Here is a 21,415-nt window from a genome sequence, read left to right on the forward strand (position 1 = left end):
TTACAGGGAAAAATAATCCTGATTGGCATCAGGAAGACTGAACAAGCAAACAAAATTTAATTGAAAGCACCCTCTTAAAAAATGAAGCTGTTTGATTCCTATATTCCTCAAATGTTTCCTACTCTGCTCCGAGTAGGATTGTTTTTGAGTCTTCTAAGTTCTAGTTTTTGGACTCAACACAGCTCGGCAAGTTCCGTGGAACCGCCCGATCCGGTATCTGTAACGTTGCACCCTGAATCTACTGTTGAGTATAACCAAGATTTACCTGGAATAGGTGAATCTCTAAGTTCCCCCGTGGCGCAAGCGCCAAGGGTGCGATCGGTTACGGTGGAAGAAATTAACGGTACGGTTTTGTTTAATGGTCGTCCGGCTCGTGTAGGAGATCGATTGCTCAATGCTGAGGATGAGATTATTACGGGGAAGGATTCAACGGCGAGATTGCGAATTGATAATCAAATTGGGTTAGTAGAATTAGCTCCACAAACGACATTTCAAGTGGATACCCTGGAAGGGGGAAATCGACCGATTACGGGATTTTATATTGCTATAGGACGAGCCAGATTTTCAATTGCGGCCTGGGTGAGTAATCCGGAGCGTTTATTAGGAGAAACTGAGGAGCAAATTACGGGATTAAAGAGCCTAGATATCGCCCAATCCAATTCTACGGAAGATGCTCCGGTACGGGTAAGGACTCCGGCCGGGGTTGCTGGGGTGCGAGGGACTTCTTTTGGGGTGAATGTGGGCCCGGATGGTAAAACGTCAATTTCGACGATTAAGGGTCAAGTGGGCGTATTTAGTCAAGGTCGGGAAGAGTTGGTTAACCCGGGATATTACTCGGTGATTAATCCGGATCGACCGCCAACGATAGAAGAAATTATGCCTTCTGTATCGACTTTGAGGGTAAGGAGTATCTCCAGGGTTGGTAGTGGAGCGATCATTTTGGCCCAAGCCGATCCGATGGATATTGTGTATGTGAATAACCGGGAAGTGCCGACTGATGCTGAGGGTAAATTTAGGGTTCGAGTTCGTTCTGGCGATCGCGTGCGGATTGTTCTGCGTGCCCCTTCTGTGCGCGATCGACGCTATATTTTGAATGTGGATCTCAGAGATTAAGCTTAATCCGGATAGGGAATGAGGAGGGTAAATTCAGTTTTCTTGCCTCGTTCTGACTGGCAAGTAATGGTTCCTTGGTGATTCTCTTCAATGATTTGACGGGCGATCGCCAACCCTAACCCCGTTCCTTTACCCAGGGTTTTCGTCGTGAAAAACTGCTCAAACATACGCTGTTGTACAGCTTCTGACATCCCTACCCCATTATCAGCAATCTGAATCTGGGCATATCTGCGGTTGTCATGCTCCTCAAGAGAGGTTGTTATGCTCAATTGGGGAGTCTGATTATTGTCTCCGTTTTGCTGTGGGGCAGAAAATTTAGCATCAATGGCATCAACTCCATTAATCAATAGATTCATAAAGACTTGATTGAGTTGGGCACAATAACAGCGAATCAAGGGTAAATCATGATAATTTTTCACCACGTTAATCGCCGGTCTATAAGGTTTTGGCTGTAATCGATGTTCAATGAGCTTAAAAATACTTTCAATCCCTTCATGGAGGTTAACAGCCTTGTATTCTGATTGATCGAGCCTCGAAAATGTTCGCAAGGCAATCACAGCAGATTTAATTCTTTCTGCTCCCTGATTCATTGAATCTAATAACTTAAAATAATCTTGTTTCAGAAAAGATAAATCTATTTTTTCTTGCCAATCTTTAATTTCAGGATGGGGATCGGGGTAGTGATTTTCATACAGATCTAAAAGATGCATTACTTCTTGATGATATTGACTGGCATAGGCTAGATTTCCATAGACAAAATTAACAGGATTATTAATTTCATGGGCAATACCTGCTACTAATTCTCCCAAGGTGGATTGTCCAAATTCTTGAATGAGTTGTAGTTGAGCCGCTTTAAGATCGAGATGAACTTTAATCCGGGCTAATACTTCGTCATGCTCGAAGGGTTTAGTAATATAGTCAACTGCTCCAAGTTGCAACCCTTTAACTTTATTAATTGTTTCTGAAAGAGCAGTCATAAAAATCACGGGAATATTTTGGGTTTTTTTATTCGCCTTGAGGCGGCGACAGGTTTCAAAACCATCGATTCCTGGCATCAGTACATCTAATAAAATCAGATCGGGTTGATTGCGCGTGGCTTTGCTGAGGGCATTTTCTCCACTTTTAGCGATGGTCACTTTGTAATTAACTTGTTGTAGAAGATCTAATAAAACCTTTAGGTTAGTTGGGTTATCATCAACAATTAATATGGAGGCAGATTGTACAGTTTTCATGGATTTAACTTAAAATCGATCGGTATCGATAACCTCTAGGATTTTTTCGTCATTAAAGTCTTTAGCCAATTGCAGGATGCGATAAGCAAAAGCCTGATATTGGGGGTCTAAATTTTTAATTCGTATTGCTTCTGACTCAATGCCAGCAATATAGCCTTCTAGGGTGGCATTCCGAAGGACAATCAGTTCACTTGCTGGCGGCATAATCAAGTTTTCTTTATCGTCTAAATCTTGGAAATCATGAACAGCTTCAAGGGTTTCTTGGGGGCTATATTCCCATTCAATTTCTAGGTATTGCTGTAATTGGTCGAGCAGTTCTTCGGGTTGTACCGGTTTCGGGAGAAAGTTATCACATCCGACAGCTTGACTTTGCTGGCGATCGAAGTTAAACACACTGGCAGAAGAAGCGATAATGGGAATTTGGCTTAAGGTTTCGGAGGCTCGTAACTTTTGTGTCATTTGAAAACCATCCATAACGGGCATGGCGAGATCGGTAATAATTAAATCAGGTAGGTATTGTATGGCTCTCTCCCAGCCTTGTTGACCATTTTCGGCTTCGGCGATCGCAAAACCGATGGGTTTGAGCCAATCCAGCAAGACTAACCGATTTTCTGGGCGATCGTCTACAATCAGTAACTTTAGGGGCAGATTACGGGAATTCTCAGAGATTAGAGTATACCCAGAAGGAAAGATTTGCAAGGGAGTTGTGCCCAAAATTTGCCAATCTTCGGCTTCAGGAAGTTCGAGATTAAACCAAAAGCGACTGCCTTTTCCGGGGATACTGGCAACTTGAATGGTTCCTCCCATCATCTCTACCAGTTGGCGTGTAATGGCTAATCCGAGTCCCGTTCCTTGATCTTGACGGGCGCGATCGCCTACTTGCTCGAAAGCGAGAAAGATTTTTTCCAGTTGTTCGCTGTCCATCCCCACCCCTGTATCGTCCACCTCAAACCGAATCCAATGCATGGGTTGGGGGGTTGCTGAATCTCGTCTAGGTTGCTCGGTGACGGTAAACCTCACTTGTCCCTCATCGGTGAATTTAACCGCATTTCCGAGCAAATTAATCAGCACTTGACGCAGACGTTTTTCATCGGCACGAACAGCTAGAGGTAGGAGGGGGGAAGGATGATAAACAAAGCCGATTTCTTTTTGTTCGGCTCGAATGCGACAAATGTCTACTACCGTTTGCAGAAATTTCTGGAAATTAAAATCAGTCGGATAGAGTTCTAGCTTTTGGGCTTCAATTTTGGACAGGTCTAAGATATCGTTAATCAGAGTTAACAAATGGGAGCCGCATTGATAAATGATGGCCAATCCATCCTTGTGTTTGGCAGAGGTATCGCGATCGCGTTGTAGAATCTGAGCATATCCGAGAATTCCATTGAGGGGAGAGCGTAATTCATGACTCATATTGGCAATAAAAGTGCTTTTGGCTTGGTTTGCCACTTCCGCTCTTTCCTTGGCTATCTCTAGTTCCGCAGTGCGTTCTTTAACCCGATCTTCTAATTCTTCATTGGTTTGAGCGAGGCGATTGAGGGCCGATCGTAATTGATCTTCGGCTTGGGAGCGTTCAGCGATCGCTGCCATTAGAACTAATAAGGTAAATACAATTACCGTAATAAAGGATTGCAACAAAATCAGGGATTCATTAGCATTTTCTCGTGCAAAAACTCCTAACCCTTGTGCTGTTGCCATCACCGCATTGGCAGAAACCAGCACTATTAAAAATGTGCTTGCCAGTTGTCCAAAACGAAATGCACACCAAGTCAGCAAAGGAATCAGCACATATTCAATGGGATACCCTCCCCAAAATGTGATTTTGCTCACCCAGGAAATTAACACCAGTAAAATAAAGCCTTCGATATTTTTTGGTAAATTTGCCCGATCTAAAAATTGGCTAATTTGTCTTTTAAAATCCTCAAAGTTACGAATGCGTAACCATTTTCTGACTGTCCGTTGGTTTAGCTCAATGGCATGGGCTAAACATAACAGTAATGGAGCAATGACGAATATACCCGCAACTTCTGTCATCCACCAAGAAAAAAAGAGTCCTCCATAGACTTGGTTGGGTATTTTATGCTGCCAATAAAGAGAGGCTATGCCCAGGGTGGTACTGACAAGAGGTGATAGCATTCCTGCCAAGATCAAAAATTTTAAAACATCTGAAATTCGATAAAAGGGGTGGCGATTGGTCAGGGTTTTACGCAATAATAAAGCACCTAACCAAGAGTTTAAGACTACCCCAAGCCAGATTATCAAATACAGCAATAAATCTTTAGAGGAGAGGAAATCAATCTGACCTATCCGGAACAGAATATCCGTCAAAAATGTCCCTAAAAAAACCCCAATAATCATAGGATTACCAAGGAGATAAACGGCTGCAACGGCAACACCGGATGAGGGCCAAATCAGGGTGAAGTCCTCAGAAAATGCGGCTGTTTTTCGAGCAATTAGAGCGAACATGCCATAGGTTATAGCAACTAGAACGATCGCTATAGCTGTATGCACAAGGTTTGAAATTTTTGATTTAGATTCTATTTTATTGGACATAAATTTTCCGATTGATTGAATTAAACCATAAGTTTTAAGTGTTCAGCGGCAATTTTTAATTGCTCAGTACCTAATTTTAGCTGACTGATGCCATTAGCACTAATTTTAGCTGCACTATTGAGTTCGTTAATGGCTTGTAAGATTTGGGCGATCGCCTGTTGCTGTTGTTGGGCACTTAAGAAAGTTTCTTGATTGTTAATAAAAACTTCCTGGATAGATTGGGTAACCCCTAAAAAGGAGTCTGCTGTACTTTTTAGGGTTTTACTGCTATTTTCAACCGTAACTTTACCCCGATCGGCAATAATCACCGTATCCCCGATCGCCCGTTGAATTTCATTGACTAGATCGTTAATTTTTACAGCCGAATCTCGACTTTGATCGGCGAGTTTCCGGATTTCTGTTGCCACTACACCAAAGCCACTCCCATATTCTCCAGCTCGAACTGCTTCTACTGCCGCATTTAGGGCTAACATATTAGTTTGGTTGCCTAAATTACTCACCAATTCGGAAATACTGGCAATTTCTTGGGCATGTTGCTTGAGTTCTGTAATTTTGGTGGACATCCGATTCACTTGTTGCTTTAAAGTGTTGATGTCTTCGAGTGTATGTTCTGCGGTTTGGTTACCTGCTTCACTCAGTTGCAGAGCATGGGTGGCATTACTAACGGTTGATTGCGCCTGTTTTGCGGATTTTTTGGCCGTTTGACTCAATTCATCAATTGAGACTGTGGTTTGATGCACAGAAGCTGCCTGTTGACTGATAATTCTTTCTTGTTCTGCGGCAATGGAGTCAATTTCACGAGAGGATACGGCAATCACTTCGATCACTTCTTGTAATGCAGCCGTAATTCCTCGGCGAATAATGATAAATCCTACGGGAGAACCGACCAAAATTGCGCCAATCAAGAGGGGAATAAAAACCCAGAGGGTTTCTTGGTAAATATTACTGGCTATTTTTCGTTCTTCACCTGCTACTGTCAGTTGTAAGTCGGTTAACCGATCGATTCTTTGTGCGATCGGGTCGATGACTAAATAAAGTTCTCCATCAAGACGATCTAATGTGGTGCGATCGCCAGTTCTTAAGACTTGTTCTAGATTTTTAATTTCCGGTTGAGCTTGAGCAAATAGACTTTCAATTTCCTGAGCTAAAATTTTTTCCTCATAGGTTAAAGCGGTTTGGGTATATTCTTGCCAATTTTTATCAATTTGTACCTGGGCTTCTTGGACGGAAACTAAGGCTTGTGCCCAGGAGATTTGGTTAGCATTGGCCTTATTTACTGCATCGATAATGCGGATGGCATATTCGTCAGAGACTCGTTTGAGTTGAGATAAGGGAATCACACGATCGTCGTAAATCGTTCCAATGCGATAATTAATTCGATTAAAAGAATAAATGGCATAAAATCCTACGATACATAAGGTAATTAAGGGAATTCCAAATCCTAAGTATAACTTTTGACCTAGCTTCATAATGGAACCTCCTATGGGATATGGTTTGTAGCTCTATAACAGCAGTTCCTAGTCTAATCAGGTAGATTTTAGCCCCTTGAGTTTTTCTAATAAAAGTTAACAAGATTACATATTTTCCCTGCTATGCAGTGAATTTTAATTGACTTTACCAACCCATGGATTAAACTCGATAAAAGGAGGGGTTTTAATCTGACATTATCCGATCTGTAGCCCCAAAAACAAGTTAAATTATTTGAGTCTAAAGTCAGTCTAATTATAAACTAGATTCAGGGGTAGTCACCGAAAAGAATCTTTAGATTTGTTTATAATTTAAAGGATCGCAAAAGGACTCGAATCCGGATTTTAAGACATATAAAACCACAGGGGTAACCAGCAGGGAGGGACAGACTTGCGCGGCTTTGAGGGTAGTGACGACACCAGCGAGTTGCCCTTGCTGAAAATAGCTCTGACAGGGGTCTTGGCATAAAATGACCCGACAGCGTTTAGCGACTCCGGGTAACCAGTCAGTGCGATCGGGTTGCTGTCCTGTCTGAATGCCAAGGGAAATAGCTGCATCTTCAAGATCCCCTTCACAATCTTCAATTTGGTCTAAGGCTTCTAAGGCTTCCGCGTCGGCGGCTAATTCCGTGCGATAATGGGCGATCTCTTGGGAGGAAAGGATAATCGTCATAAGAATCTGGCAGTGGAGAACGGGAATAATGGTAACATCAGGTAAGGCATTATGCTCTTTCCAGACCTGCCAGCGCCTAGAATCTATATGTTGACTGACCTTGAACAACAATTAGCTGACCTCAAACAAGCCGCAGTGGAGGTGATCGCCTCTTGCGAGGATCTCCAGAAGCTTGAGGAACTCCGGGTGACTTATCTGGGTAAAAAAGGTCAGTTACCCAAAGTATTGGGAGCAATGGGCAAATTAGATCCTGGCGATCGCCCCCGCATCGGTGCAGTTGCCAATGAGGTGAAAACGGCTCTCTCTACCGCCCTAGATGACAAAAAGAGCGCCCTACAACAAGCCCAAATTCAAGCCAAATTGGAAGCCGAAACCCTGGATGTGACGATGCCTGGGGTCTATCGTCCCCAAGGGCGCATTCATCCTTTAAATAGTACATTCGATCGGGCCATAGATATCTTTGTGGGACTTGGTTATACCGTAGCAGCCGGCCCGGAAATGGAAACGGACTACTATAATTTTGAAGCCCTCAACACCCCCCCCGACCATCCGGCTAGAGATATGCAAGATACCTTCTATCTCCCCGATGGTAATCTGCTCCGTACCCATACCTCCTCTGTGCAAATTCGCTACATGGAGAAGAACGACCCCCCGATCCGGATTGTGGCCCCTGGACGCTGCTATCGTCGCGATACGGTCGATGCCACCCATGGGGCGGTTTTCCACCAAATGGAGTTACTTGCGGTAGATGAAGGTCTCACGTTTACGGACTTAAAAGGCACAGTGAAAGAATTCCTCACCCAGATGTTCGGCGAGGTGGATATCCGCTTTCGAGCCAGTTATTTCCCCTTCACGGAACCCTCGGCAGAAGTGGATGTGCAATGGAATGGCAAATGGTTGGAGGTCTTAGGCTGTGGCATGGTAGACCCTAATGTATTAAAAGCTGTCGGCTACGATCCAGAAATTTATACGGGGTTTGCGGCTGGTTTTGGCATCGAACGGTTTGCCATGGTGCTACATGAGATTGATGATATTCGCCGATTTTATAGCAGCGATCTGAGGTTTTTACGTCAGTTTTAAGAGGTTGAGAAGCGAAAGCACCAATGACTAGCCTATCGATCAAATCTGAACAGAGATTATGGGCAATCGATCTCTCTGCGCTCATGTCCCGATCGAGGATGAGCGATCGCCAGTTCTATGAATTTTGTCGCACCAATGCCAATTTGCAAATTGAACGCAATGCCGATGGAGAAATTATCATTATGCCTCCAGCCTTTGCTGACACGGGAAACCGGAATGGTCGGGTTTTTGGTCAGCTTTTTGTGTGGTCTGAAACCGATGGAACTGGAGAAGCATTTGATTCGAGTTCTGGGTTTACATTACCCAATGGAGCGGTGAGATCGCCCGATGCAGCTTGGATATTAGGCGATCGCTGGAATGCCCTCTCACCGGAACAACAGGCTTCTTTTGCCCCCATCGCGCCTGATTTTGTCGTCGAACTGCGCTCTAGCAGCGATACCCTTGCCAGTCTCCAGACCAAGATGGCAGAGTACATCAGCAATGGGGTACGCTTAGGCTTGCTCATCGATCGCCAGAATAACCAAGTGCATATCTATCGCGGCGATCGAGAACCTCAAATTTTAGATCGTCCAGAGTCAGTCAGTTGTGAACCAGAGATGCCAGGGTTGGCCCTAAAGATGGCTAAAATTTGGTAATGCAGACGGGGGATGGGTTGATGGGCAGATCGGGCATTACCAGCCACAGCACGATAAAATAGTCAACCGTAGGCGATTTAGAACTCCATCGATGACCTCAACTCCCTTTTCATCTTCAACCTCAAGCACTACCCTAGAAACGGTTACCCTCAAACCGAGTTACCGGATACCCTTAGTGCTGGTACTGTTAGCGATTCCTCTCGGAGCGGTTCAAATCGGCTTGAGTGTGGCGATCGCCCTCTTTGGGTTATTCTTAACCCTACAAACTACAACGATCCGCCTAACCTTTACCCCAACTGCCCTTGAGGTTTACCGTTCAGGCAAACCAATTCGCCAATTTCCTTACCAGGAATGGCAAAATTGGGAAATTTTCTGGGACAAACTACCCATCCTGTTCTACTTCAAAGAAATTAAGAGTATCCATTTTGTACCCATTATCTTTGACTACTCAACCCTCAAGAGCTGTCTGGAAGAACGCTGTCCCCGTTCTCGTTAATCCTGTAGAACCGATGAATAACTGATGAATACCGATCCATTGAATCCTTGGGACTCCAATCCCGAAACCCCTGCAACTCCTCCCACTCCCTCTGATGCTTCTGAAGTTTCTGAACCCTTAGCTTCTCAGGAGACGGGAGAAAGTGTTGAACACAAAAGTGAAGAACATGAAAACCTAGACGATCAAAATACGGAAACAGGGGATAGCTTACTTCCCCTTCAGCTTGATACCAAAACCCCCGATCATCCCGAACCCCGCGAAGAAATGGCAGCCACAGAGGGAGGACGAGATCAAGGGGAAGGATTGGAGGATCGAGACTCAGAACCCCCCAAGGATGAAGAACTGGATGAATGGCAAGCGCGGATTGATGAGTTAAGATTTACGGAGCAAGCGCTGCAAAACCAGGTGGAGCAATTGCGACAGGAAGCCAATCGCCTGCAAGAGCAACTGGAAAGCCAGCAATCTGCCATGGGACAATTGGTGCAAGCGGGGTTAAGTGAGCTAGAGCATCGCAAACATAAGCTAGAAGTTACCATCGAAAAGCTGGAAAGGCGAGCCGAGAGCATCCGAGCGGAAATGCGGACAAGCTTTGCTGGAGTTTCCCAGGATCTCGCCATCCGCATTCAGGGATTTAAGGATTATTTGGTGGGCAGCTTGCAGGATTTGGCCAGTGCGGCGGAAAATATAGAGTTAGGGCCAGAGGCTGGCGAACTAGTGGCTCCTGTGGATGTGCCGGTGATGCGTTCTCGTCGAGAACCGGAACGCGCACCCGATTTAGACAATCCCCAATTTGCTAAAGCTAAGTTTGCTGATCGAGTGCGGCAAATTCGCCATCTGTTGGATCAGTATCGCACCCGTCCTGATTATTATGGCCCGGCTTGGCAGTTGCGGCGCACGTTTGAACCTATTCATGCGGAGCGGGTATCCCAGTGGTTTTTTACCCAAGGGGGACGGGGTGCGGTGCGTACCATGGGATCTCGTCTGCAAAATATTTTGGTGTCCTCGGCGGTGATTTCGGTGGTCTATAGTTTATATGGCGATCGCCTGCGACCCTTGATTTTAGTGAATACTCCGGAGCGCTTGGGCGAATGGCGACGGGGTTTACAGGATTGTTTGGGTATTTCGCGCATGGATTTTAGTTCAGACCGAGGGATTACTATGTTTGAAGCTCCTGAACCCTTAGCCTTAAAAGCCGAGCGGATTACGCAACAGAAGCAACTGCCTCTGATTATTATTGATGAGTCTGAGGATAAGGTGAGTGTCTCTATGTTGCAATTTCCCCTATGGTTGGCGTTTGCACCGAATCCAGAAGCACCGCCGATGATTGATAGTTGGTAAGGTTTCCGGTTTCCCGTTCCCTGAGCGGAGTCGAAGGGAACAGTGGGGGCATGGGGGGATGTAAACTTGGAATGCCCTCTCCCTATATCCCTCTCCCACTCCGAGAGGGACTTTTTCCCCCTTCTCCCGTAGGAGAAGGGGGCAGGGGGATGAGGGGTTGATCTAGTTGAGAATTTAGAGGTAAAAGTATGCAAGGGGCGATCGCCGTTAGTGTATTAATTGGGGCTTATTTATTGGGTTCTATTCCGACTGGATATTGGTTAACCAAAGCCCTTAAAGGGATCGATATTCGCGAGTCAGGTTCCGGTTCGACAGGGGCAACTAATGTGTTGCGGACGGTGGGCAAAGGTGCAGCATTAACGGTGCTTTTGGTGGATATTTTCAAAGGGGTAGCGGCTGTTTTTCTGGTGCGCTTTGCCTATCAAGGGAATTGGCTCACTTCGACTCCGCTCACTTCGACTCCGCTCACTTCGACTCCGCTCACTTCGACTCCGCTCAGTGAGCAGTTGCAAGATTGGATGGTGGTTTTAGCCGGATTTTTAGCCCTGTTTGGCCATAGTTTATCGATTTGGTTAATCTGGAATCAACCGGAAGGAAAATCCTTGAGTAAAGGGGGCAAATCAGCGGCCACCAGTTTAGGGGTATTGTTGGCTTTATATTGGCCGGTGGGTTTACTCACGTTTGCGGTGTTTGGTAGCGTCATTGGGATTACGCGAATTGTATCATTAGGCTCGATGACGGCGGCGATCGCCGTTTCTGCACTGATGGCAGCTTTCCATCAACCCCTAGCCTACGAAATTTTCGGTATCATAGGCGGCTTATACGTCATTGTGCGACACCGCAGCAATATCGAACGCCTCCTAGCCGGAACTGAACCCAAAATCGGCACTTCGGCTCCGCTCAGTGACCCCCAAACTAACCCCAAAGTCTCCGAGCCGTCCAACTAACCCAATTTTTAATTTTTAATTTTTAATTTTTAATTGACGACCATGGATTTCGCCTTTATTATCGACCCCATTCACCGCCTCGATCCCTGCCATGATACCAGTGTGGCAATGATGGAAGCTGCCCAAATATTGGGTCATCAAGTTTGGATCGCTGAAGCTCAAGAATTAGAAGTCAGATCGGGCAAAGCTTGGGCTAAATTATCCCCCGTGCGCTTAACCCCAGTAGAGTTAAAAGCAGACCATTGGGTAGCTGCAAATCCTTGGTTTGAAGTGGAAAAACCTGTTTTTCGTCCCCTAGAAGAGATGAATGCAGTGTTTATGCGTACCGATCCCCCAGTGACGATCGCCTATTTGTATGCCACCTATATTTTGGATTATGTTGATCCGCAAAAAACATTGGTGTTGAATAATCCGAAAGGGTTACGCAATGCCAATGAGAAAATGTATGCTCTTCAGTTTCCCCTATTTATTCCCGAAACCAGGGTAACCGCCGATAAAACGGTGATTCGGGAGTTCGTCCAAACTCAAGGAAAAGCCATCATGAAACCCTTGGGAGGCAAAGCAGGAGAAGGGATTCTGATCTTAGAGGCTGGCGATCGCAATTTTAATTCTTTAATCGAACTCAGTACCCAAAATGGCAAACTCCCCGTCATGGTACAGCAATTTTTACCCGCCGCTAAAGATGGAGATAAACGGATTATTGTTCTCAATGGGGAAGCCATTGGCGCAGTGAACCGGGTGTCTAGAACTGAGGAATTTCGCAACAATATGGCCGTCGGTGGAGAAGTGGAAAAAGCAGAAATTACTGACCGAGAACAGGAAATTTGCGCCCACTTAGCCCCGATTTTACGCAATAATGGTCTCTATTTTGTTGGCTTAGATGTCATAGGTGGCTATCTGACTGAAATTAATGTCACCAGTCCCACCGGTATTCGGGAAATTGACCGCTTAAATAATGTCCGTTTAGGGGAAGAAGTTATCGCTTGGGTGAGCGATTATGTGAAGTTTGGGTTATAAGTATTAGAAAGGAAAAAAGCGATTTTTCCATTACCAATTACTCATTCCCAATACATGATGACTGCTTTCACCGCAATATCTCCATATTCTGGACGACTAGCCCGATCAAAAAGGATATGATTAAGTTGCTGAATTTCGGAAAGTTGCCCAGCCGGATCAGGTAACTTGACGCTGAGATCACCAAATGGTTCTAGGGATCGGTATAAGTCATCCGTATTAATTCCGCAATCAACTGCGATCGCTCCTCATCAGAAATAGAGGTGGTTCCTAATAACTGATTCAGAGAAAGTCCATCTAGGGCTAACAGGATACAGCCCTTTGTGCTGTGATGGGGGGATGGGGAGATAGGGGGATGGGGGGAACAAATAACAGATTGGGTAGCGCTTTGAGCCATTTTAGCTATCGTTAAAAACAGTCATTAATGTACCTCATAGCAGAGGAAACTGCTGTAATCCCCACTTTGAGAGAATCGACACCAGAATCACAGGCTTGTTGATACCAGCGCCCGGCAGCTTCTTCAAACTGATCTAAAAAACCATAGAATATAGAAAGATACTCACTCAGCACTGAGGAGAATAGCAAATGATTCAAGCTCCCGTTACCCCCCAAACTCTTTATCCCGACTCCGATGGGTTACCTATGGCTGAAAACACTGTTCAATACCGATGGATCGTTCGCTTGGTGAGCAATTTAAGGCGCTTATTTGCCCAGCAAAGGGTATTTGTGGCTGGGGATTTATTGTGGTATCCGGTTCAGGTGGATGCGCCACCTGTGCCTGCACAAGCACCTGATGCGATGGTGGTTTTTGGGAGACCTCCTGGCGATCGCGGTAGTTACAAGCAATGGGAAGAAGATAATATTGCACCGCAAGTCGTCTTTGAGATTTTGTCACCTAGTAATACCCGGAGTGAGATGCTTGCTAAACAGGTGTTTTATCAAAAATATGGGGTGCTGGAGATGTTTTTTTATGATCCAGAATCTCATGATTTTTGGGGATATGTCAGGGGAGATCAAGATGAGGAGTTTATGTTAATTACTCCTCTGAATTTACCCTGGACTTCTCCGCTTTTAGACATTCGCTTTGAATTATTCGCGGATGATTTAGCGGTGTTTTATCCCAATGGGGAACCCTTTCAAGATCCAGAGGAAGTGATGGAAGAGCGCGATCGCATTCAACAAGAGCGCGATCGCATCCAACAGGAGCGCGATCTTATCCAACAGGAGCGCGATCTCATTCAACAAGAGCGCGATCGCGCGATCTCCAAGCTCCAAGAACTCGGTATCGATTTTCCCTAGGATGCGGTTAAAATACCAAAAAATCTAATGTAGGGGCAAACGCTACAAAGCCCCTACATGCTAGATCAGCGTCAATAGTTATATCTTCCTAATCTTCATGATCTTCAAAGGGATCGTCTAGGGCTTCCGAGGGCGGCCCAAACGAGGTATATAACGAAACACCAGTTAAAGCCAGTACAATGACTACAATACCAATATTAAGAACCGTTGCAGTTTCCATAGGTTTCTGAACTAAGATATACTATCCTTAAATATAGTATTACAAAAATTTACATTTGGTGGCGATCTGGTCATCCCGATTCCGTCAGGATTCACAGTTCTGCCAGACCCAGACCAGTGTAAAATCAGAAAATTGAAACGGAATATAGGAGACCCATGGCACAACGTACCCGTTTAGGAGACATCCTCAGACCCCTGAACTCGGAATATGGTAAGGTAGCCCCCGGTTGGGGAACCACCCCATTAATGGGAGTGTTTATGCTACTGTTCTTAGTCTTTCTGCTGATTATTCTCCAAATCTACAACTCATCCCTTCTTCTCGAAGGATTAGATGTAGACTGGACGACTCTCGGTCGGTAGGATACGGCAATCAGATTACAGTTACCAACGTTTACTCAGAACGTTTAGTGATGCCTAAAAACTCGGTTTAGTCCATAAACCGGGTTTTTTTACAGGAGTTAATTATAGGAGCATAGAAGAGCATGAATATTTTTGGCATTGGTTTACCGGAGATGGCTGTGATCATGATTGTGGCTCTGTTGATCTTTGGGCCAAAGAAATTACCGGAGATGGGCAAGGCGATCGCCAAAACTATCCGTAGTTTCCAGCAAGCATCGAAAGAATTTGAACAGGAATTTAAGCGAGAAGCTTCTCAACTGGAAGCCTCAATAAAAGAGCAACCCATGATTCAGCCTGGCATTGAAGTTAGCAATGTCCCAGAAAGCGAACCCCAAACCCTCCCAACCTCAAGTAACAATTCAACCTCTACCAGCTAACTTAGAGCCATGAATAGCGAGCGATCGCCCCATCCCAAAGAACAACCCGCTCTTGTCATCCCCCAACTCATTGTTGGTTTAGGCAACCCTGGCAGTCAATATGATGGCACTCGCCATAACATCGGCTTTGATATTGTCGATGAACTCGCCCGGCGCTGGAATGCCTCCGGAAGTGCCCACAAAAAATTTCAAGGATGGTTTGCTGAAGCACCTTTTACTCATGGGGAAAAACTGCGCTTGCTCAAGCCTTCTACCTACATGAATCGCTCCGGGCAATCCATTCGCACAGCGATCGATTGGTATAAACTGCCGCCCAATTCTGTCCTCATTGTTTACGATGATATGGATCTACCTGTGGGACGGATACGCCTGCGCTTATCGGGTTCGGCTGGAGGTCATAATGGCATGAAAAGTGCGATCGCCCACTTAGGAACCCAAGACTTCCCCCGTCTGCGAGTGGGTATCGGCTCCTCCAAATCTCCAGACACCAGCAGCAAAGACACCGTATCCCATGTTTTAGGCAAATTTTCCCCATGGGAAGCCCAAATCATCAATGATGTGATTTCCGGAGCAGCCGATGCCATAGAAATCAGCCTCAAACAAGGGGTAGAAAAAGCCATGAACCTGTACAACAACCGACTATTTGCTGCATTGGAAAAGCGATCGTGAAGCGCCTACCCGAAACCACCGTTTATGTCCGCGTATTGCGCCACTCTTGGCAACAGGGAAAACTTGAAGGAGAAGTCTTAGCCGATCAATATCAATGGGAATTTCAATGGCTCTTTCGCCATGGACAACTACTCGTCAAACCCTCCCTAGGACGCGCTCTCATTCAAGAACCCCTGGGCAGATTTTTAGAACAACGAGATTATGAACTCGAACCCGGCGGTGATTACACCTTCACCGTCCGCGCCCAATTTTAACTCCGTCTTGCTGTCATTCATTACCAATGGTTAATTATTAGTTGTTAATTGATTATGTCTTTTAATTTTTTCGATATCATCCTCCTTGTCCTCCTCTTCATCTCACTACAACCTGCCTGGCAACAACGGCAAATTATCCAGCGACGCATCCAAACCCTAAAAGCCTTTGAACAAAAACGAGGCAGTCGGGTTATCCTGCTCATTCATCGCCAAGAATCAATCAATTTACTCGGCGTTCCCCTCTCTCGCTATATCAGTATCGAAGACTCAGAACAAATTCTACGAGCCATTCGGTTAACCCCTGCCGATGTTCCCATTGACCTGATTTTACATACCCCAGGGGGCCTAGTTTTAGCCACCGAACAGATTGCCCGCGCCCTCATTCGCCATCAAGCCAAAGTTACGGTTTTTATTCCCCACTATGCCATGAGTGGCGGAACCATGTTAGCCCTAGCTTCTGATGAAATTGTTATGGATGAAAATGCCGTTTTAGGGCCTGTCGATCCGCAATTGGGCAATTTTCCCGCCGCCAGTATTCTCAAAGTTATTGAAGATAAACCCCTGGGAGATATTGATGATCAAACCTTGATTATGGCTGACTTATCTCGCAAAGCGATTAGACAGGTTCAAGTCTTTGTGCGCGAGTTATTAAAAGATGATATCCCTAGGCAAAAAATTGCCCCAGAAAACATCGATCGCATTATTGAGGAATTAACCACAGGTAAAGTTACTCATGATTATCCCATTCCCCCAGAGGAAGCCAAAGCCTTGGGGTTACCCGTGGTGACAGGGTTACCAAAAGAGATTTATGGCTTAATGGATTTGTATCCACAACCGAGCAATCGCCGCCCCAGTGTCCAGTATATTCCCATGCCCTACGATCGCGCACCGACCTTACCCATCCCCAAAACTAGAGATCAATAGAATAGTTGCTGTAGAATAGAGACGTGCTGACGTTGCACCTGTTATTTCAGGGAATCTCATATGAGAATCTTAGCCATAGGTGATATTCATGGCTGCTCTACTGCTCTGAATACCTTATTGAATTTTGTCAATCTACACCCCGATGATATTATTGTTACCCTTGGAGATTACGTGAATAAGGGGCCCGATAGTAAGGGTGTTTTAGATTGTTTAATCGCGCTTGATGAAAGGGGCCAATTAGTGCCGATGCGGGGCAATCATGATTTAATGTTCTTGTGGGCGCGATCGCTTCCTCAACCTTGCATTGATGATTGGCTTGGCTCAGAAACCCTCGCCTCTTATTGCCCTGAGTATCCTTTACAAGCCGCCCAAATTACCGATGTGCCCGAATCTCACTGGCACTTTTTAGCCCATACTTGCTTAAACTATTGGCAAACCGAACATCATTTCTTTCTCCATGCAACAGCCGATCCCGATCTTCCCTTAGAACAACAGCCTAACGAAAATCTATTTTGGCAAAAGTTTAGATCCCCCCGTCCCCATCAGTCAGGTAAAGTGATGATCTGCGGTCATACGAGCCAAAAAAGCGGTCAACCCGTCAATTTAGGTCATGCTATTTGTATCGATACTCGCGCCTACGATGGCGGATGGTTAACGGCTCTGGATGTGAACACCGGGCAAATTTGGCAAGCCAACCAGCAAGGACAAACCCAAATCGCTCATATTCGCGACTTCCAATCCCAACCCCTAGCCAGGGCTAGGGTTTAAACAATAGAATTATAGTCAATTCAAATAACACTGAGACATAATCGAATTGACTATAATCCCCCAAATCTCCCTTTCTAAGGGAAATTTTTAGGGGGATAAAACCACTCTAAGAACGAGTCGCTTCTAAAATACGAGAAAAATAAAATCGGGTTTTCGTCATGGCATTGCGTTCAACCTTAAAGCCATATTTCTCTAAACTAGCAATTACATCTTTCTCCTTATGCATGTAAGCGCGAGTCGTCTTAGAAGGGCCAGGGAAAAAGCTACCAATTTTCTTCAAAATCGCCAAAGCACAAGTTTTCGGCGCAAAACTGAGGATAACCCGTGATTGGGCTAAAGAGCAGAGATGACCAATCATTTCGTCTGCTTTTTCTTGGGGATAATGAATCAGTACATCCAGGCAAATTACACTATGATATTCACCTTCGAGTTTCTCCAAATCTTGGGCACTAAACTGAATGTTATCCAGATTATCTAAAACATCTTGAGCGCGAGTTTTCGCTTCTCCTACCATTTTTTCCGAGATATCACTGGCAAACACCTGAGCGCCAGCTTGAGCCAGGGGAATACTGAGGCTACCGACTCCACACCCAGCATCACAGATGGACAGTTCCTTGAGGTTATTATCTGCTTTTAACCAGTCTAGAACCGTATCAACGGTTTGTTGATGGCCTTTACGGATATCGAGTTGGACGCGGTTAACCTCTTCTGTACCGTAAATTTTCCGCCATCGGTCAAAACCGGTTTGGTTAAAGTAGTCTTTGACGATGGTCTTATCGTCTACTAGGTTTTTCTCTTCTGCCAGGGTCATAGGAATTACAGGACGTTTTACACAGGATGGGAAAGTCTCCAGTTTTTGAGCATACCATAATTAGGCTACGGTTTCTCAGTCTAGGTACTCTTTTTTACTCTGTAATCAAGAATGCTCTGCATGACTGGGCGATCGCCCCTTGAGAGATGCAATCAGAGATGCAATCAAGGTTGAGAGTTGACAGCTCATCTATTACCAGTGGAAAGCACTATATGGCAGGATATCCTAATGGTCAATCATCAAAACGGGGTAATGGCGGAGCTATACAACGGTCAAGTTATGGGAAAATCTGTTATCTATCGCATTTTAGATGCCAATCTAGACCGTGCCAGGGAAGGATTGCGGATCGTGGAGGAGTGGTGTCGGTTTGGGTTAAATAATCCGGATCTGACTCAGGAGTGTAAGCAGTTGCGCCAAGAGTTGGCCCAATGGCATACGCCGGAAATTCGGGCTGCTCGGAATACGCCGAACGATCCGGGAACTCAGTTAACCCACGAACGGGAAGAATACCGGGGAACCATTCATCAGCTACTCCAGGCCAATTTATGCCGGGTTGAGGAGGCGCTGCGGGTTCTGGAGGAGTATGGCAAGCTGGAAGATAGGCAAATGGGCCGGGTCTGTAAGCAAATGCGCTACCGGGTGTATACTCTGGAGAGCCAGTTAATGGCCTATAGTCGCCATCAACAGCTTTTGGAGGCACGGTTGTATTTGGTGACTTCTCCGATGCCGGATTTGTTAGAGGTGGTGGAGGCGGCTCTGCAAGGGGGGCTGAAGCTGATTCAATATCGGGATAAGAATACTGAGGATGGGGAGCGTTTTGCGTTAGCTCAGAGCCTGCGGCAATTGTGCGCTCGCTATGGCGCTTTGTTCTTGATTAATGACCGGGTAGATTTAGCGTTGGCAGTGGATGCCGATGGTGTTCATTTGGGACAACAGGATCTCCCTATTGCTGTGGCTCGGGAAATGTTGGGGTCTCAGAAAATCATCGGCCGTTCGACGACGAACTCGGAAGAGATGAAACGGGCGATCGCCGAAGGTGCAGATTATGTGGGGGTGGGGCCGGTGTTTACTACTCCCACGAAGCCGAATAAGGCGGCTGCTGGCCATGAGTATGTGCGCTATGCAGCCCAACATTGCCCGATTCCTTGGTTTGCGATCGGTGGCATTGATGTGAATAATTTTAATGAGGTGCTAGAGTCGGGGGCTAACCGTATTGCCGTAGTCCGAGCAATTATGGAAGCGGAACAACCCACCTTGGTAACCCAATATTTCCTCTCCCAACTGGTGCGGATGGAAACGATGAAAGCTATTCAAAATACTCAAGCAGGGAGGAGTTGAGTATGACAGAAGTCAGCTTACAGGTTAATGGAGAATCTCGGACTTGTGTCATGGGCATGAGTTTACCCCAGTTCTTAGAGTCTATGGACTTAAATCCGCGCTTGGTAGCGGTGGAATATAACGGGGAAATCCTCCATCGCCAGTTTTGGGAAACCACACAAATGCAGGAGGGCGATCGCCTGGAAATTGTCACTATCGTCGGGGGTGGGTAGTCTATCTGGTTAACCGGGTTTTTCTGACTGATATCAGTTAAGCAACAAAAGCCATCTGAAAACCCGGTTTTTTAGTTTGGATGGTGGGAATTTTGAAGAGCTAGGCATTCGTTTATGCTAATCTGAGGGCGATCGCCCTCAGAAATATGATTCACACAATGCTCTAAATACTCTTCTGGAGGATTCTTATGACGGATAAAAACCCTGATGTACTCAAAGTCAGCCTCCCTGCGGCGGAAGAAAGTGAAGAAGATTTATTTGACTATTACTATGACGATCCAGGAGATGATCCGGGAACCCTTTATATTGAAAAAGATGCGGTTCCTCCCTCAATAGTGGTAATTGACTATAATGAGCATTCAGCCCTACGAGTTGCTCTGAGTAAACCCGAAGATTGTATCCCTTATTTAGATAGTGAGTCGATCTCTTGGATTGATTTGCAAGGATTAGGGAATGAAGCAACATTAAGACGTATGGGAGATATTTTTCATCTCCATCCCCTCCTTTTAGAAGATGTGGTCAATGTGCCGCAACGCCCCAAAATTGATGAATATGAGGATCAGATGGTCATTATTGCCCAAATGGTTACCCCCAATGAGGATGGGGATGGGTTTTGGATTGAACAAGTGAGCTTGATTTTGGGAAAAAGTTATTTATTAACGGTTCAAGAAGAGCCAGAACATGATTCTTTTGAAATAGTCCGTCAGCGCATTCGTTTTGGTCGAGGAGTGATTCGTCAACGGGGAGCAGATTATCTCGCTTATGCCTTGATTGATTCAATTATTGATGGCTTTTTTCCAGTGCTAGAAAATTATGGGGAATTGATTGATGAACTAGAGGAAGAGGTGGTGATTAATCCGACTCGTCAAACGCTGAAAAAAATCTATAAAACTCGACGGCAACTTTTAGCATTACGCCGTTGTATCTGGCCACAACGAGATGCAATTAATGCCTTGATTCGGGATGGAGGTCGGTTAATTAGCCCGGAAATTAGTATTTATTTGCGAGATTGTTCAGATCATGCCATTCAGGTCTTGGATATTGTGGAAACTTATCGGGAACTTACCTCTGGATTGATGGATGTGTATTTGTCATCTTTGAGTAATAAGATGAATGAAATTGTGAAGTTGTTAACGATTATTTCGACAATTTTTATCCCGTTGACGTTCATTGCTGGGGTGTATGGGATGAATTTTAATACCGATAAATCTCCTTGGAATATGCCGGAGTTAAATTGGGCTTGGGGTTATCCGATCGCTTTGGCGGTGATGGCAGCGATCGCGATCGTTATGGTATTCTTTTTCCATCGGCGGGGTTGGTTCGATAACTCGGCCATTACTCTGAAAGATGACTAGCAAGTATGGTTCCTCTAGAAACCAAGGATACCTGGAAAAATGACTCTTACTTTTAGTTCTGAAAATTATACCAATTTATTAGTAAGATATCAACTTTTGACCCATTTGGCGATCGCCTACGGTGTGTTAGCGGAGAATTAACTTATACCGAAGTCAAGGTATTGTGATTCCCCGCGCAGGGCACTAAAACAAGGTTTACTGGGGCGATCGCCCATTTCATTTGAAGTATAATGGAGGGCAAGCTTG

Annotated in this window: 24 protein-coding genes; 17 read left to right on the forward strand and 7 right to left on the reverse strand. The window is 45.3% G+C overall.

Annotated features, from left to right (window positions below; all coding sequences use genetic code 11):
* Positions 1–81 precede the first annotated feature (81 nt).
* A complete protein-coding gene (locus AC3FZD_RS09610; protein WP_488739919.1) occupies positions 82–1,113 on the forward strand; it encodes a FecR family protein in 1,032 nt (343 codons plus the stop codon).
* A gap of 2 nt (positions 1,114–1,115) precedes the next feature.
* Here AC3FZD_RS09610 and AC3FZD_RS09615 read toward each other — a convergent pair whose 3' ends face one another.
* The 4 genes from AC3FZD_RS09615 to AC3FZD_RS09630 form a co-directional block, all read right to left on the reverse strand.
* On the reverse strand, positions 1,116–2,345 hold the full coding sequence (locus AC3FZD_RS09615; protein WP_488739920.1) for a hybrid sensor histidine kinase/response regulator: 1,230 nt from the start codon (positions 2,343–2,345) through the stop codon (positions 1,116–1,118).
* A 9-nt stretch (positions 2,346–2,354) separates the two neighbouring features.
* On the reverse strand, positions 2,355–4,853 hold the full coding sequence (locus tag AC3FZD_RS09620; RefSeq protein ID WP_488739921.1) for an MASE1 domain-containing protein: 2,499 nt from the start codon (positions 4,851–4,853) through the stop codon (positions 2,355–2,357).
* Between the two features lie 62 nt (positions 4,854–4,915).
* Positions 4,916–6,364 (reverse strand): HAMP domain-containing methyl-accepting chemotaxis protein, encoded by a 1,449-nt coding sequence (locus AC3FZD_RS09625; protein ID WP_488739922.1) that lies wholly within the window; start codon positions 6,362–6,364, stop codon positions 4,916–4,918.
* Between the two features lie 292 nt (positions 6,365–6,656).
* Positions 6,657–7,034 (reverse strand): hypothetical protein, encoded by a 378-nt coding sequence (locus AC3FZD_RS09630; RefSeq protein ID WP_488739923.1) that lies wholly within the window; start codon positions 7,032–7,034, stop codon positions 6,657–6,659.
* Positions 7,035–7,121: 87 nt separating this feature from the next.
* Between AC3FZD_RS09630 and pheS the strand changes: the two genes are divergently transcribed.
* The 6 genes from pheS (at position 7,122) to gshB (ending at position 12,547) form a co-directional block, all read left to right on the forward strand.
* A complete protein-coding gene (gene pheS, locus AC3FZD_RS09635) occupies positions 7,122–8,114 on the forward strand; it encodes a phenylalanine--tRNA ligase subunit alpha (protein WP_488740307.1) in 993 nt (330 codons plus the stop codon).
* 23 nt (positions 8,115–8,137) lie between these two features.
* Entirely contained in the window at positions 8,138–8,749 is a 612-nt protein-coding gene (locus AC3FZD_RS09640) for a Uma2 family endonuclease (RefSeq protein WP_488739924.1), read from the forward strand.
* A gap of 91 nt (positions 8,750–8,840) precedes the next feature.
* A complete protein-coding gene (locus tag AC3FZD_RS09645; protein WP_488739925.1) occupies positions 8,841–9,245 on the forward strand; it encodes a DUF3119 family protein in 405 nt (134 codons plus the stop codon).
* Positions 9,246–9,269: 24 nt separating this feature from the next.
* Positions 9,270–10,583: a DUF3086 domain-containing protein gene (locus AC3FZD_RS09650; protein ID WP_488739926.1), complete on the forward strand. Its 1,314-nt coding sequence runs from the start codon at positions 9,270–9,272 to the stop codon at positions 10,581–10,583.
* Positions 10,584–10,771: 188 nt separating this feature from the next.
* On the forward strand, positions 10,772–11,530 hold the full coding sequence (gene plsY / locus AC3FZD_RS09655; protein ID WP_488739927.1) for a glycerol-3-phosphate 1-O-acyltransferase PlsY: 759 nt from the start codon (positions 10,772–10,774) through the stop codon (positions 11,528–11,530).
* 42 nt (positions 11,531–11,572) lie between these two features.
* Positions 11,573–12,547: a glutathione synthase gene (gshB, locus tag AC3FZD_RS09660; RefSeq protein WP_488739928.1), complete on the forward strand. Its 975-nt coding sequence runs from the start codon at positions 11,573–11,575 to the stop codon at positions 12,545–12,547.
* Between the two features lie 190 nt (positions 12,548–12,737).
* Here the strand turns inward: gshB and AC3FZD_RS09665 are convergent, their stop codons facing one another.
* Positions 12,738–12,941, reverse strand: coding sequence for a hypothetical protein (locus AC3FZD_RS09665; protein ID WP_488739929.1), 204 nt, complete (start codon positions 12,939–12,941; stop codon positions 12,738–12,740).
* Positions 12,942–13,129: 188 nt separating this feature from the next.
* On the opposite strand from AC3FZD_RS09665, the gene AC3FZD_RS09670 reads away from it, so the two are divergent.
* Complete coding sequence (locus AC3FZD_RS09670; RefSeq protein ID WP_488739930.1) at positions 13,130–13,843, forward strand: Uma2 family endonuclease; 714 nt, start codon at positions 13,130–13,132, stop codon at positions 13,841–13,843.
* Between the two features lie 88 nt (positions 13,844–13,931).
* Here the strand turns inward: AC3FZD_RS09670 and psbN are convergent, their stop codons facing one another.
* Positions 13,932–14,063 (reverse strand): photosystem II reaction center protein PsbN, encoded by a 132-nt coding sequence (gene psbN / locus AC3FZD_RS09675; RefSeq protein ID WP_283752810.1) that lies wholly within the window; start codon positions 14,061–14,063, stop codon positions 13,932–13,934.
* A gap of 155 nt (positions 14,064–14,218) precedes the next feature.
* Between psbN and psbH the strand changes: the two genes are divergently transcribed.
* From psbH to AC3FZD_RS09705, 6 genes are all read left to right on the forward strand, one after another.
* The gene (gene psbH / locus AC3FZD_RS09680; protein ID WP_283760581.1) at positions 14,219–14,422 is read left to right on the forward strand and encodes a photosystem II reaction center phosphoprotein PsbH; all 204 of its coding nucleotides are present in this window, start codon (positions 14,219–14,221) and stop codon (positions 14,420–14,422) included.
* Between the two features lie 122 nt (positions 14,423–14,544).
* A complete protein-coding gene (locus AC3FZD_RS09685) occupies positions 14,545–14,838 on the forward strand; it encodes a TatA/E family twin arginine-targeting protein translocase (protein ID WP_488739931.1) in 294 nt (97 codons plus the stop codon).
* 9 nt (positions 14,839–14,847) lie between these two features.
* Positions 14,848–15,507: an aminoacyl-tRNA hydrolase gene (gene pth, locus AC3FZD_RS09690; RefSeq protein ID WP_488739932.1), complete on the forward strand. Its 660-nt coding sequence runs from the start codon at positions 14,848–14,850 to the stop codon at positions 15,505–15,507.
* Entirely contained in the window at positions 15,501–15,761 is a 261-nt protein-coding gene (locus tag AC3FZD_RS09695) for a DUF3146 family protein (RefSeq protein WP_488740308.1), read from the forward strand. Before pth ends, AC3FZD_RS09695 begins: the two co-directional genes overlap by 7 nt.
* Positions 15,762–15,815: 54 nt before the next feature.
* A complete protein-coding gene (locus AC3FZD_RS09700; protein WP_488739933.1) occupies positions 15,816–16,685 on the forward strand; it encodes an SDH family Clp fold serine proteinase in 870 nt (289 codons plus the stop codon).
* A gap of 60 nt (positions 16,686–16,745) precedes the next feature.
* Positions 16,746–17,453 carry a metallophosphoesterase family protein gene (locus AC3FZD_RS09705; protein ID WP_488739934.1) on the forward strand — a complete coding sequence of 236 codons (708 nt, stop codon included), beginning with the start codon at positions 16,746–16,748 and terminating at the stop codon, positions 17,451–17,453.
* A gap of 106 nt (positions 17,454–17,559) precedes the next feature.
* Here the strand turns inward: AC3FZD_RS09705 and bchM are convergent, their stop codons facing one another.
* A complete protein-coding gene (gene bchM / locus AC3FZD_RS09710) occupies positions 17,560–18,264 on the reverse strand; it encodes a magnesium protoporphyrin IX methyltransferase (RefSeq protein WP_488739935.1) in 705 nt (234 codons plus the stop codon).
* A gap of 252 nt (positions 18,265–18,516) precedes the next feature.
* On the opposite strand from bchM, the gene AC3FZD_RS09715 reads away from it, so the two are divergent.
* The 3 genes from AC3FZD_RS09715 to corA all read left to right on the forward strand — a co-directional run bounded on the left by AC3FZD_RS09715 (position 18,517) and on the right by corA (position 21,169).
* Positions 18,517–19,602: a thiamine phosphate synthase gene (locus AC3FZD_RS09715; RefSeq protein WP_488740309.1), complete on the forward strand. Its 1,086-nt coding sequence runs from the start codon at positions 18,517–18,519 to the stop codon at positions 19,600–19,602.
* A gap of 2 nt (positions 19,603–19,604) precedes the next feature.
* Complete coding sequence (gene thiS, locus AC3FZD_RS09720; protein WP_488739936.1) at positions 19,605–19,814, forward strand: sulfur carrier protein ThiS; 210 nt, start codon at positions 19,605–19,607, stop codon at positions 19,812–19,814.
* 188 nt (positions 19,815–20,002) lie between these two features.
* Positions 20,003–21,169, forward strand: a complete 1,167-nt coding sequence (gene corA / locus AC3FZD_RS09725) for a magnesium/cobalt transporter CorA (protein WP_488739937.1) — start codon at positions 20,003–20,005, stop codon at positions 21,167–21,169.
* The last annotated feature ends 246 nt before the right edge of the window (positions 21,170–21,415 follow it).

The sequence above is a fragment of the Roseofilum sp. KMC-1 genome, from assembly GCF_057802075.1.

Excerpts from the sequence above, each read along its gene's own strand:
- AC3FZD_RS09610 (WP_488739919.1), top strand. The coding sequence starts at position 82 with ATGAAGCTGTTTGATTCCTATATTCCTCAAATGTTTCCTACTCTGCTC.
- AC3FZD_RS09615 (WP_488739920.1), bottom strand. The coding sequence starts at position 2,345 with ATGAAAACTGTACAATCTGCCTCCATATTAATTGTTGATGATAACCCA.
- AC3FZD_RS09625 (WP_488739922.1), bottom strand. The coding sequence starts at position 6,364 with ATGAAGCTAGGTCAAAAGTTATACTTAGGATTTGGAATTCCCTTAATT.
- AC3FZD_RS09630 (WP_488739923.1), bottom strand. The coding sequence starts at position 7,034 with ATGACGATTATCCTTTCCTCCCAAGAGATCGCCCATTATCGCACGGAA.
- pheS (WP_488740307.1), top strand. The coding sequence starts at position 7,122 with ATGTTGACTGACCTTGAACAACAATTAGCTGACCTCAAACAAGCCGCA.
- AC3FZD_RS09640 (WP_488739924.1), top strand. The coding sequence starts at position 8,138 with ATGACTAGCCTATCGATCAAATCTGAACAGAGATTATGGGCAATCGAT.
- AC3FZD_RS09645 (WP_488739925.1), top strand. The coding sequence starts at position 8,841 with ATGACCTCAACTCCCTTTTCATCTTCAACCTCAAGCACTACCCTAGAA.
- AC3FZD_RS09650 (WP_488739926.1), top strand. The coding sequence starts at position 9,270 with ATGAATACCGATCCATTGAATCCTTGGGACTCCAATCCCGAAACCCCT.
- plsY (WP_488739927.1), top strand. The coding sequence starts at position 10,772 with ATGCAAGGGGCGATCGCCGTTAGTGTATTAATTGGGGCTTATTTATTG.
- gshB (WP_488739928.1), top strand. The coding sequence starts at position 11,573 with ATGGATTTCGCCTTTATTATCGACCCCATTCACCGCCTCGATCCCTGC.
- AC3FZD_RS09665 (WP_488739929.1), bottom strand. The coding sequence starts at position 12,941 with ATGGCTCAAAGCGCTACCCAATCTGTTATTTGTTCCCCCCATCCCCCT.
- AC3FZD_RS09670 (WP_488739930.1), top strand. The coding sequence starts at position 13,130 with ATGATTCAAGCTCCCGTTACCCCCCAAACTCTTTATCCCGACTCCGAT.
- psbN (WP_283752810.1), bottom strand. The coding sequence starts at position 14,063 with ATGGAAACTGCAACGGTTCTTAATATTGGTATTGTAGTCATTGTACTG.
- psbH (WP_283760581.1), top strand. The coding sequence starts at position 14,219 with ATGGCACAACGTACCCGTTTAGGAGACATCCTCAGACCCCTGAACTCG.
- AC3FZD_RS09685 (WP_488739931.1), top strand. The coding sequence starts at position 14,545 with ATGAATATTTTTGGCATTGGTTTACCGGAGATGGCTGTGATCATGATT.
- pth (WP_488739932.1), top strand. The coding sequence starts at position 14,848 with ATGAATAGCGAGCGATCGCCCCATCCCAAAGAACAACCCGCTCTTGTC.
- AC3FZD_RS09700 (WP_488739933.1), top strand. The coding sequence starts at position 15,816 with ATGTCTTTTAATTTTTTCGATATCATCCTCCTTGTCCTCCTCTTCATC.
- AC3FZD_RS09705 (WP_488739934.1), top strand. The coding sequence starts at position 16,746 with ATGAGAATCTTAGCCATAGGTGATATTCATGGCTGCTCTACTGCTCTG.
- bchM (WP_488739935.1), bottom strand. The coding sequence starts at position 18,264 with ATGACCCTGGCAGAAGAGAAAAACCTAGTAGACGATAAGACCATCGTC.
- AC3FZD_RS09715 (WP_488740309.1), top strand. The coding sequence starts at position 18,517 with ATGGCGGAGCTATACAACGGTCAAGTTATGGGAAAATCTGTTATCTAT.
- thiS (WP_488739936.1), top strand. The coding sequence starts at position 19,605 with ATGACAGAAGTCAGCTTACAGGTTAATGGAGAATCTCGGACTTGTGTC.
- corA (WP_488739937.1), top strand. The coding sequence starts at position 20,003 with ATGACGGATAAAAACCCTGATGTACTCAAAGTCAGCCTCCCTGCGGCG.